Below are 10,789 nucleotides of genomic sequence, written 5' to 3'. Positions count from 1 at the left end.
ATACATCAACGGCTTCTATAACCCGCGCCGTCGGCACTCAGCATTGGGAGGCAAAAGCCCCTTGGCCTTTGAACGCCACGTGGCCTAAACGAGCACTCGGAGCGGCACAAATACGCGACAGGTCCATCTCGACCGGCGAGGCGCTGATGGAACGGCGGCTGGCAGAGATCCCGACCGAGGAATGGAACGATCTGAACACGGACTTGTCTCCGCGCGAATATGTCATGAGCTACCTGCAGCATTCCTTCCCGGTGCAGCTCTATGAGCCCTTCAGCGATGGTGAGGGCAATGTCAGCTCGCGGCCCGTTTTTCGGGATGGCCAGCCCGTCGAGAGCCGCGAGGCGGTGTCACGGCGCGATGCCATGATCGAGCATCTGGCGGGCCTGCCGCCGGTGCCGGGGGCACTCGATCAGATTGTCCAGCATTTTGGCACCGAGATGGTGGCCGAGGTCACGGGGCGCTCGCGCCGGATCGTCCGCAAGGGCGAGGGCCCGGCGGCGCGGCTCACGGTCGAGAACCGCGCGCCCTCGGCCAATCTTGCCGAGACCCAGGCCTTCATGGATGACGGCAAGCGCATCCTCGTCTTCTCGGACGCAGGCGGCACCGGGCGCAGCTATCACGCCGAGCTCTCGGCGCGGAACCAGCGCCTGCGGGTGCATTATCTGCTGGAGCCGGGCTGGAAGGCCGACACCGCCATTCAGGGTCTGGGGCGAACGAACCGCACAAACCAGGCGCAGCCGCCCCTGTTCCGGCCGATTGCGACAGACGTGAAGGCCGAAAAGCGGTTCCTCAGCACCATCGCGCGCCGCCTCGACACGCTCGGGGCGATCACTCGCGGGCAGCGCCAGACCGGCGGGCAGGGGTTGTTTCGCCCCGAGGACAATCTCGAAAGCCCTTATGCGCGGGCCGCTTTGCGCCAGCTCTACCTCCTGCTGGTACGCGGCAAGGTCGAGGGTTGCTCGCTGGAGCGGTTTGAAACTGCCACCGGGCTGAAGCTGATGGATTCAAACGGAATCAAGGATGAGTTGCCGCCGATCACCACCTTCCTCAACCGTTTGCTGGCGCTGACCATCGAGCTACAGGGCATTCTCTTCACCGCCTTCGAGCAGTTGCTGGACGCCAAGGTCGAGGGCGCAATGGCGGCGGGGATCTATGATCTGGGCCTCGAAACGCTGAAGGCCGAAAGCTTCGCCGTCACCGACCGGCAGGTGATCTACTCCCATCCCGGCACCGGGGCCGAGACGAGGCTTCTGACTATCACCGAGCGGCGGCGCAATACGCCCCTGCTGCTCGATGCCGCCCTCGACGAGTTGGATGATCCGCGCGCAGTCTTGCTGGTCAACAGCCGATCCGGCCGGGCGGCCGTGCAGGTGCCGACGACCTCGATCATGCTTGACGATGGTGAGATCGAACGTCGTGTGCGCTTGATCCGGCCGATGGAAGCCTTCAGCATGTCCCTCAGGATGATGAGTGACACGCTTTGGGTTGAGGCTGACAGAAACACTTTCGGGGCCGCGTGGAGCGCGGAGGTTGCCGATGTGCCGGAGTTCTCCGATGCCACGCTGCATGTGGTCTCGGGGCTGCTTCTGCCGGTCTGGAAGCGCCTGCCGCAGGATGAGACCCGCGTCTATCGCCTGCAGACCGACGACGGCGAGCGCATCATCGGCCGCCGGGTCTCGGCCGCCTGGGCCGCGAACGCCACCATGAGCGGGGCATCCAGCTTGACCCCGGATCAGGCCTATACGGCGTTGCTCGACGGACGGACCGTCCTCGATCTTGCCGAGGGTCTGCAACTGCGCCGCTCGCGGGTGATGGGGGCCAATCGGATCGAACTGACAGGGTTTTCGGAAGCCATGCGCGAGCGGCTGCGGGCCTGGGGGCTCTTCAGCGAGATCATCTCTTGGAAGCTGCGCTTTTTCGTGCCGGTGGCTGCGAATGGCACCGAGATCCTCGGCAAGCTGCTGGCGGTCTATCCGATCAGCCGCATCACCGAGCGGGAGGCGGCATGATGACCTATCCTGCCAACGCTTTCCGCAGCGCCTCGGTGACGAAGGCGCTCTTGTTGCCGACATCGTTCAACTTCGCGGCGATATCGGCGTCGATCATCAGGTTCATGCGAACCTTCTTGTCGCCCGGCAGCAATGCCGGGCGTCCACGCCGGGCTGTGGCGAAGAAGCTGTCACCTAGATCGCCGACCTCGCCATCGCTGTCGATCAGGGGTCTATCCTTGTTCATAGCGCTTCCTTTCCCTTGCATTGGCCTTGCGCAGGCTGATCACCCGCAGCGCCTTGCCGCGGAGACACCAGGCGACCACGCAGAGCCGGTCCTGGATCGGGACGAGGCTGACGAAACGGCGCTCGCCATATTCCTCCCGCATATCCTCGGCGGTCAGGGCCTCATCCCAACGCGCCGCGGCAACATCGGCAAAGTCGAGGCCCCGTTCCTGCAGGGTGCGCGCGCGTTTGTCTTCGTCCCAGTCCAGATCCATGCGCTCAAGATAGGGCAACGTGCCTCACGGCACAATAAAAGTGTGTATAGTTATTTTCGGCAGGAGGTGTCGTGATGGCTCGCATCGATGCCGCCGATCTGTCGCACCGTCTTGGCCAACAGGCCGAGGCGGTGTGTCGGCACTATCTGTCGAATGGCCGCAAACAGGGCAATTACTGGCAGGTCGGCGATGTGCGCAATGAACCGGGGCGGTCGATGTTCGTCCGCCTCACCGGGCCAGCCTCGGGCAAGGGGGCAGCGGGCAAGTGGACCGACGGTCAGAGCGGGGAGCATGGCGATCTGCTCGATGTGATCCGCGAAACCCTTCGCCTCAGCGACTTCGCCGATGTGGCCGAGGAGGCCCGGCGCTTCCTCAGCCTGCCACAGTTGGAACCGGCACCGGAGGCGAAGAAACGCAAGTCGGTACCAGCTCCTTCCGGATCACCTGACGCCGCAGAACGGCTCTGGCGCATGTCGAGGTCTATCCGGGGTACACTGGCCGGCACCTATCTGCGCAAGCGCGGCCTGACGGATCTGCGCGACACCGACAGCCTTCGCTTCCACCCTGACTGCTACTACCGTCCGGAGGGCGAGGGTCCGACCGAGACCTGGCCCGCGCTGATCGGCAAGATCACCGACCTCGACGGCAGGCTCACCGGCGTTCACCGCACCTGGCTCACCCGCGATGGCGGCGCGAAAGCGCCTCTCGATCCTCCGCGCAAGGCGATGGGGGACCTGCTCGGCAACGCGGTCCGGTTTGGTCACGTGCAAGATGTCATGGCGGCAGGGGAGGGCATTGAGACCGTGCTCTCGTTGCGCCAGATCTTGCCAAAGATGCCGATGGTCGCGGCTCTCTCAGCGGGACATCTCGCAGCCATCCTGTTCCCGGCAACTCGGCGCAGGCTCTATATCATCCGTGACAATGATCCTGCCGGCGATGGGGCGCGGGATAGCCTTGTCGCCCGGGCGCACGAGGTCGGTATCGAGGCCATCACGCTCTCGCCCATGCTGGGGGATTTCAACGACGATCTCATGGGACCGGGTCTGGAGGCACTTCGGGCGCAGGTTCGGGGGCAACTCGCCCCTGAGGACGTCGGCCGCTTCATGACCCTTCGCTGATCCGCCGGGAACGGGGAGGGTGATCGGGCGGGCGCGCTCTTGCCCGGGCAACAGAGGAAGCAACCCCCTTCGGCGAGAGGACCGCGCCGAGGCCTTCTCAGAAGGCGAGCGGCCCACAAACGCTCCGGCCCGGCAATGGCGGCGCCCGACTGATTTCCGTCGGCGGGGCAGGCCCCGCCTTTACATCGCGAAGCAAATCAGCCGGGCTTTGCCATCAAGGCCCGCGGGTGCGCGGGCTGCCCGGCCGGAGCGCCCGTGGGCTTGTCGTCGCCAGAAGGCCGCGACGGTCGCGGTCCAAGCCGAAGGATGCATCCCATGTTTGCCCAGGATAGTTTCGAGCCCGATCACACCATTTCCCCGACCGGCCATATCATCGAGGACATGCAGCTCTATGGCTATCGTCCCGCCGAGGGCGAGGCAGATCCCCGGCCCACCCCTGAAGACCAGGCCATCCAGACCGCGGTCTCCGACATCTTCGACGCCCTCATCTCGACCATGGCCGATACCAGCCTCGATTTCGACCTCGACGAGATCCTCTGGTCGACGGTCAACACCTTCCACCGCGCCGCAGAGCGGATCGAGCGCAAACTGGATGACAACGAGCAGGCGCAGAAACGCCTTCAGCGCGAGCAGGATGGCAGCGAAGTTAAATCCGTCCAGCTCGAGAGCCTGATCGGCATCGGCGGCAATCTGATCGAACGCCGCGAGAGCCTGGAACTCTTCCGCGAAACCGCCGCCGACATCTTCCTGCGCGTGACCGGCACCCATTGGGCCCCGCGTTCGGGATCGCGCACCAACCATCGCCATCTGACGGCAGCAATGATCGACAGCCGCGATTTCCTCGCCGCTAAAAAGATCGCGGAAACCGAGATGCTGGTGCCGCCGGGGCCGAAAGTTGCCTTCTCGGGCGGCGATACCACCGATCACCGCACGATCTGGGACCGTCTCGATCAGATTCACGCCAAACATCCGGATATGGTCCTGATGCATGGTGGCAGCCCGAAGGGCGCCGAGCGCATTGCCGCCACCTGGGCCAGCAACCGCAAGGTGCCGCAGGTCGCCTTCAAGCCGGACTGGACGAAACATGCCAAGGCCGCGCCCTTCAAGCGCAATGACCAGATGCTCGACTGCCTGCCGATCGGCGTCATCATCTTCCCCGGAACCGGCATCCAGGAAAACCTCGCCGACAAGGCCCGCAAAATGGGCATCCCGGTCTACCGCATGGCGAAGGGTGGCGCGTGAAGCGCCACCCAAAACGGCTTCCGACGGCGCTGACTTACGGCCGAGCGTTTTGCAGCAAAGCGAACCCGTGTAGGAAGGGCATGAACGTGACCCCTGACGGCAGGCTTAAGATGACGATTGCGCTTTGGCATAGCGATGAAGACCTTGATCGCCTCGATGCGGTGCTTTCGGCGCTGCCCGAGGACAACGATCCGATGATCCTTGCCGAATTCGATGGCTTTTGTGCGGGTCTCATCACTTGTCCGGAAATGATTTCGCCCTCGGTCTGGCTTGCCAAGGTCTGGGGGACTGGCGGCCCGCCGGAGTTCGACAGCGCCGAAGAGCTTCAGGCGGCTCTCGATCTCATCATGGCGCATTACAACCGCGTCGCCGGAATGCTGATGATCCCGGGGGAGTATTTCCCTGTCCTCGACGAGGATCAGCGCAACGGGGACATCATCTGGGAGTTCTGGATGATGGGTTTCGTCGCGGCGATGCGACTGCGGCCTGACGCCTGGGATCTGATTGAGGACAGCAAGGACCGGCGGGCGAAGAAGGCGCTGGATCTCGCAGGCAAACTCTCGAGTATCTCGACCGGGTTCGCCGAAGGGAAAGGCTGGAAGGCTACGAAATTGTCGCGCGAGGCCCATGATCTGATCCCCGATATGGTCGAGGATCTGAACGCCTTCGCCAAGGCGCATACGGCGAAATCCATGCCCGGTCTGCCGCTGGCCGCCAATCTGACTGCTGCGCCCTCAGCTGCATCGAAGCCCGGTCGCAATGATGCGTGCAGCTGCGGTTCAGGGCGCAAGTACAAGAAATGCTGCGGCGCTGTTCACTGACCTCAGCCTTGCGGGAACAGGACCGCGTCAACGTCCATCGCGCCGTTCAGGACGTGCAGCACTGTCACTTTATCCCTGCGGATCTGGTAGAAAATCAGGTAGCGCCCGTGCACGCGGCGCTGGATGTCTTGTGTCTCATATCGTGGGATGACCGGCCAGGCCTCGGGGAAGTCAGCCAGATCCATGCAACTGCGCCCGAGTTCGCGGACAAAGCTGACCGCGCGGGCGGGATTGTCCCGTGCGATGTAGTCGCCGATGGCTTCCAGATCCGCTTCGGCCTCGGCGGTGATCTCGACGATCATTTCGCAGGTTTGCCCATCGCCTGATACTTGGCCTCAAGCCGCGCGAAGACGTCGCCGGCCGGTTTGAACCGCCCGGCATCAGCATCTGCAAGCCCCCTGGCCAGGGCCTGATCCAGGACAGCAAGGCGGGCTTCTCGCTCCTGGATCAGGCGGATGCCTTCGCGCAGGACCTCGCTCTTGGAATTGTAGCGGCCGGTTTCGACCAGCTTTGTCACAAAGCTCTCCAGCTGTGTTCCCAGATCGGCACTGATCATCGCGGCCTCCGCTATTGCCGGTTTCACAATGGCATGCTTGATAACTGTTATCAATCCTTGCGGCGTTCATGGCGCGGCCTTCCTGCCTATCGCCGGAATGGTTGTCGGTCGGATTTTCCCGTCGTCATGGGCGCGCAGGGATCACTCTTCCCCTCTTTCCGGCTACCTTGGTCGTGAGTTGCGCGGACCAGTGGCACGCTCTGATCTCGCTTCCGGCCCTGTCCCTTTTCCCTGTCGAGCACTTGGGCGGCAGGTGCTGATCAGGTGGCCCGCCCAGTATCCGGTCTGATGCGGTGCGGTGCCCGTGGCTGCAGGTCAGGGGGAAGGGCGCGCACTGACATGTTCGTGGTCTTGGTGATCATCGCCGGTGGTTGCCTGTCGGGTCTTCCTGCCGGTACCTTCAGGATCGCCGCTGTCTCCTGTCTCTCTGGAGGTGACGGGACCGCTCGCATGCGTCCTCTGTCATGGGCTGATCTGGCCGAAGATCAGCGCGCGGGAGCGCGCTTCGACGTCTCGGCGCAACAGCGTCGTTGAACTTTCTTCCCCTGCCGGCGGTGCCGTCATTCCTCGCGGAAGACAAGAAAGCCCTGCCTGTGCTGTCTGGGTCCCGGACGGGACTGCGCCGGCCGTCGTCCCCGGCCTGTCGATCGCCATCGAGGCCGCAATGGAGCGGGCCCGAACACGAGAGAATGGAGACAGACAATGGCGACCATCGGCACCTTCAAGAAGACCGGCAACGAATACACCGGCGAAATCGTTACCCTGAGCGTTCAGGCCAAGGGCGTGCGCATCGTCCCCGACCTGCGGGCCACGGGAGAGAACGCACCTTCGCACCGGATCCTGGTAGGCCGCGCGGAGATCGGCGCCGCCTGGTCGAAGCGCTCGAACGAGGGGCGGGACTATCTGGGCCTGAAGCTGGACGATCCGAGCTTTGCGCACCCGATCTACGCCAACCTCTTCGACGACGAGGACGGCGAGGGCCATAGCCTGATCTGGTCGCGCCCCAACAGCCGCCGAGGGGAGTAATCCCCCCAACCAGGGCCCCGGTCGAAAGGCCGGGGCCTTCGGCCCGCCACGCAAGGCCCGTGTTGACCGGCCTGGCGCATCTGGCTCCGCGCGTGCTCAGGTCAGCGTTTCAGTATCAAACTCATGACGAGCCTTCCCGAACCATGCCATCTGGGTCTCGCCGGTGTTCCACTCGTAGACCAGCCCAATGATCCGGCCGTTGTCCTTGTCTCGCAACCGCGCAATCGGGCGGGCTTCAAGGCGGGTTTGACGGCCTGCGCTGCCATGGTGATCTCTGGTCTGCACGTTCATTGTACTCGTCCCGATTGTCGTAAAACCTCAGTGGCTTGCGATGTGAACCCCCTCGGGCGAGGTCGCTTCACGGTTGATTTGCGCGCTCTTTCATCACAACCTGACACAACGTTGGGGGAGCGGCCATGCCGTTACCCTTTTTGGTATAGTGCATTGTTTGCTGCACAATTTCCTGTGCGGGGGGGTAGATGGTTTGGACGGTTGTTCCGGAAATGACCCATTTGGATGCCCGGTTGCGGGTGATCGCGCCGATGGGATATTCGCTCGTCATCCATGTTCGCAGTCTGACGCCAGAGTATTACGTTTCGACCTATCCAGAGGGTTGGGTCGAGATTTACACCGAGCGACAGTATGCGATGTTTGACCCCATCAATCTTTGGGCCCGGACCAACTCCGGCCGCACCAGATGGAGCGAAGTGCAGGTCGAGAATTATTCACCGGCCAGCGGTTTGATCATGGAACGCGCGCGTGACTATGGCCTGAATTACGGCTGTGGCGTCTCACGAAGCCGGATTGATGAATATGGCACCCTCAGTTGCCTGTTCTGTGCCCGTGAAGATCGGGAACTGTCGGACAGCGAGTTGGACGAGGTCGAGAGCATTTTCAACCAACTGCTTGCGGCCGTCGAGGCGGCAAGGCCGCTCTCAGACATCGAGCGCGCGATTCTCTCTCACCTCGCGCATGGCTTGCCCTATAAAGAGATTGCGCATCTGCAAGGTGTCAGCACCGAGACAATCAAGAAGCGCCTGGAGCGGATACGGGAACTGCTCGGTGCGCGGAACTCGGTCCAGGCTGTCGCCATTGCGACAAAGCGGGGTTTGATCCTGAACCAGCCCGCGGCAGGGCCAGACTAGGACGCTCGACTGGCGGTCAGGCCGTGCCGTCGGCTTCTTCCCTGAAGGCTGCAAGAAGGGCATCGATTTCTGCCCAGACCAGAGGCTCCAACTGGCCGCGCACCAGCGACCAGCGACTGTCGACCCCCAGAGGGTCGTGCTCGGCAAGCAGCCGATCAAACACAGCGGCGGGGACGGCGACGCTGGTCCTGACCGTCCAGCTTGCCTCACCTGCCCGCCTCTCGCTGGTGGGTGGGGCGTAAAGGGCCGTGATTGCCCATCTCTTCACAGCCCGCCGCAGAGCGGCGCGGATCACCTGTCGGGGGGCTATGCCGCAGGCTAACAGCCCCGGCTCCTGGCGCCTCAGCGCGTTCACACGCACGTCGATCTGGATCGAGGCTGCGCCGTCATCCCGCCGCGGGCCGTCTTCCGGTGTCGTTCGTGTGCCCAGTTGCGCAGCCGCGCTGGCCTCGGCAAAGATGGTTGGTTCTTCGCTATCCGCTCCCTGTCCGAGAGGTGGTGCGTTCCGCTGGGGCAAGCTGAACGCATAGGCCTGATCCGGACGTGTCACGAGGGGGATGCGCTTGCGAACCATGGCACGCTCAGCCGCTGATGATGGCGTTGAGAATGTCGGTGGCCTCTTCCAGCGCCTCGACGAGCGGCCGGACATGAGGCTTCATCAGCGGGTTGGGATCGTTCTTTCGCGCAAGCGCGATCGCGTGAAGAAGGCCAAGCCGGTCCATCTCCTTGAAGGCGTTGCGGTACATCATAACAGTCTCGATAACCGGGAAGCAGTTGACCGCCTGTTCGATGATCTCCGCATCGGCCTTGGTGGGTTTCGCGGGCACCATGTTCAGGACCACATGATGACGGGGCAGGGCGCTCGGGTCGTCAACCCGGGTGCGCAGATGTGCAAACCAGTCTGCGGTCTGGATGCCGACCTTGAAGTCGGTCGTCGAGAGCATCACCGGGGTCACGATGTGATCAGCCAGCACCGCGACGCTGTCCGACCAGTCCGCGCCGACACCGGCGGTGTCGATGAAGATCAGATCCGCAAGATCCTCGGCATAGACCCGGTCAATCTCCTGCTCGATGGCGACAATGCTGAGCGCCCTGGTGCGGGTCAGCAGGGGTGATCCGTAGCCGGCACCTTCGGCCCTTTCATACCAGGCCCCGAGCGCATCGGTTCCGTCTGTGTCCATCAGCGTGACCCGCCGACCTGCGGCGATAGCGGCGCTGATCAGCGCGCGGCTCAGCGTGGTTTTGCCCGACCCGCCTTTGCGGGCCATGGCGGCGATTACGCGCAAGGAGTCATTCGGCATGGCGCACCTGCAATAATAGTTACTCGCAAACATTAACGCCGTTTTGTCGTAAGGTGCTGACTCGGATGCGTCAAGCGGGACGCAAGGCGCAGATCGCAGGAAGCGGCACGCATTGCGCAGCTCCCAAAGGACGTGGCACAGGAGACGTGGGACAGGTCCCATTCCCCTTCCGGCACTTTCCACTCCGCAGAATGCAGGACGCAAAGAGCGTGATGCAGACGACAGAAGCCATGCTCCAGATCGCAGAGAGCGTGGCGCATTTCGCATTGGGCGGGATGCAAATCGCAGGGGGCGTGATGCAGTCCGCAGACAACGTGAAACCGCCCCTTCGGGACGGTTTTTCATAATGAGTACAAGCCCATAGTTCCGACTCCGCTTGTGCTGGGAGTCGGCGGGCTTGTACGATCTTGGCAAGAAATAGGAGCGTTAACTTCAAAATGTCCCCGGCCCGCCGAATGACCGAAGAGGAGCGTCTGATGATCGCCAAAGAGCGGTCTGAAGGCGTGTCCGCAGCCGATCTGGCGCAGCAGTTCGGGGTCAGCCTGAAGGCGATCTACAATGCGGTTCACCATGCCCAAGGGCGGCGAGCCTCGAACGGCAGTCGGCCACAGGTGGTCGGATTGAGGCTCAGCGCGGCTGAGCTGTGCCGGTTTGACGCGGCGCTCTCGGTGCGCGGTATCGGGCATCGTTCCGATGCTCTGCGCGCTCTGGTTCTCTCATCCATTGATCTGCTCGCGCCTGATCAGCACATGGCGGAGGAACTGCGCAGCCTTGGCGCGGCAATGAACCGGGTGGGCAACAACATCAATCAGATCGCCCGTCGCCTGAACGAGGGGCGCGTCAGGGCAGAGCAGGCGGTCCTGACAGCACAGGAGAAGGCCGAGATCCGGGCCTTGGCTGGACTGGTTTTCACCATCGCGGATCAGGTCCAGGAGATGAGCCGCAACCGGCGGGCTGCCCTCAAGCTGGACCTGTCGCGTATTTGTGCCGCTCCGAGTGCTCGTTTAGGCCACGTGGCGTTCAAAGGCCAAGGGGCTTTTGCCTCCCAATGCTGAGTGCCGACGGCGCGGGTTATAGAAGCCGTTGATGTAT

The 10,789-nt window shown here is 63.2% G+C and carries 12 protein-coding genes and 2 pseudogenes; 7 read left to right on the top strand and 7 right to left on the bottom strand.

The genetic code is table 11. From position 1 onward, the window contains the following. Nucleotides 1–125: 125 nt before the first annotated feature. A pseudogene (locus tag GL284_RS20685) lies at nucleotides 126–2,009 on the top strand (strawberry notch C-terminal domain-containing protein); the annotation flags it as partial. A gap of 4 nt (nucleotides 2,010–2,013) precedes the next feature. Here the strand turns inward: GL284_RS20685 and GL284_RS20680 are convergent. Further along, a complete protein-coding gene (locus tag GL284_RS20680) occupies nucleotides 2,014–2,235 on the bottom strand; it encodes a hypothetical protein (protein WP_155046298.1) in 222 nt (73 codons plus the stop codon). Then, complete coding sequence (locus GL284_RS20675; RefSeq protein ID WP_230383228.1) at nucleotides 2,222–2,506, bottom strand: BrnT family toxin; 285 nt, start codon at nucleotides 2,504–2,506, stop codon at nucleotides 2,222–2,224. Before GL284_RS20675 ends, GL284_RS20680 begins: the two co-directional genes overlap by 14 nt. 56 nt (nucleotides 2,507–2,562) lie before the next feature. On the opposite strand from GL284_RS20675, the gene GL284_RS20670 reads away from it, so the two are divergent. From GL284_RS20670 to GL284_RS20660, 3 genes are all read left to right on the top strand, one after another. Beyond that, a complete protein-coding gene (locus tag GL284_RS20670; protein WP_155046297.1) occupies nucleotides 2,563–3,606 on the top strand; it encodes a DUF7146 domain-containing protein in 1,044 nt (347 codons plus the stop codon). 315 nt (nucleotides 3,607–3,921) lie between these two features. Next, on the top strand, nucleotides 3,922–4,848 hold the full coding sequence (locus GL284_RS20665; protein WP_035747381.1) for a DUF2493 domain-containing protein: 927 nt from the start codon (nucleotides 3,922–3,924) through the stop codon (nucleotides 4,846–4,848). Nucleotides 4,849–4,928: 80 nt separating this feature from the next. Continuing rightward, nucleotides 4,929–5,669: a UPF0149 family protein gene (locus GL284_RS20660; protein ID WP_155046300.1), complete on the top strand. Its 741-nt coding sequence runs from the start codon at nucleotides 4,929–4,931 to the stop codon at nucleotides 5,667–5,669. 2 nt (nucleotides 5,670–5,671) lie between these two features. Here the strand turns inward: GL284_RS20660 and GL284_RS20655 are convergent, their stop codons facing one another. Continuing rightward, nucleotides 5,672–5,971, bottom strand: coding sequence for a type II toxin-antitoxin system RelE/ParE family toxin (locus GL284_RS20655; protein WP_035747379.1), 300 nt, complete (start codon nucleotides 5,969–5,971; stop codon nucleotides 5,672–5,674). Then, nucleotides 5,968–6,225, bottom strand: a complete 258-nt coding sequence (locus GL284_RS20650; RefSeq protein ID WP_128490998.1) for a type II toxin-antitoxin system ParD family antitoxin — start codon at nucleotides 6,223–6,225, stop codon at nucleotides 5,968–5,970. The genes GL284_RS20655 and GL284_RS20650 overlap by 4 nt, the downstream gene beginning before the upstream one ends. Before the next feature lie 702 nt (nucleotides 6,226–6,927). On the opposite strand from GL284_RS20650, the gene GL284_RS20645 reads away from it, so the two are divergent. Then, nucleotides 6,928–7,251, top strand: coding sequence for a DUF736 domain-containing protein (locus GL284_RS20645; protein ID WP_155046296.1), 324 nt, complete (start codon nucleotides 6,928–6,930; stop codon nucleotides 7,249–7,251). Nucleotides 7,252–7,347: 96 nt separating this feature from the next. On the opposite strand, the gene GL284_RS20640 is transcribed toward GL284_RS20645, so the two are convergent. Then, nucleotides 7,348–7,542 carry a hypothetical protein gene (locus tag GL284_RS20640; RefSeq protein WP_155046295.1) on the bottom strand — a complete coding sequence of 65 codons (195 nt, stop codon included), beginning with the start codon at nucleotides 7,540–7,542 and terminating at the stop codon, nucleotides 7,348–7,350. A 212-nt stretch (nucleotides 7,543–7,754) separates the two neighbouring features. On the opposite strand from GL284_RS20640, the gene GL284_RS20635 reads away from it, so the two are divergent. Continuing rightward, a complete protein-coding gene (locus GL284_RS20635) occupies nucleotides 7,755–8,396 on the top strand; it encodes a helix-turn-helix transcriptional regulator (protein ID WP_196216824.1) in 642 nt (213 codons plus the stop codon). 16 nt (nucleotides 8,397–8,412) lie between these two features. Here the strand turns inward: GL284_RS20635 and GL284_RS20630 are convergent, their stop codons facing one another. Further along, nucleotides 8,413–8,970 carry a hypothetical protein gene (locus GL284_RS20630; RefSeq protein ID WP_155046293.1) on the bottom strand — a complete coding sequence of 186 codons (558 nt, stop codon included), beginning with the start codon at nucleotides 8,968–8,970 and terminating at the stop codon, nucleotides 8,413–8,415. A 7-nt stretch (nucleotides 8,971–8,977) separates the two neighbouring features. Then, nucleotides 8,978–9,697: a nucleotide-binding protein gene (locus tag GL284_RS20625; RefSeq protein WP_155046292.1), complete on the bottom strand. Its 720-nt coding sequence runs from the start codon at nucleotides 9,695–9,697 to the stop codon at nucleotides 8,978–8,980. A 437-nt stretch (nucleotides 9,698–10,134) separates the two neighbouring features. Here GL284_RS20625 and mobC point away from each other — a divergent pair. After that, nucleotides 10,135–10,554: pseudogene (gene mobC, locus GL284_RS21925) on the top strand (plasmid mobilization relaxosome protein MobC); the annotation flags it as partial. Between the last annotated feature and the right edge of the window lie 235 nt (nucleotides 10,555–10,789).

Source organism: Paracoccus shanxieyensis, assembly GCF_009711265.1.
In the GTDB taxonomy this organism is placed as follows: Bacteria; Pseudomonadota; Alphaproteobacteria; order Rhodobacterales; family Rhodobacteraceae; genus Paracoccus; species Paracoccus shanxieyensis.
The sequence above is the reverse complement of the archived record's forward strand: the minus strand, read 5'-3'. Positions and strand labels throughout refer to the sequence as shown.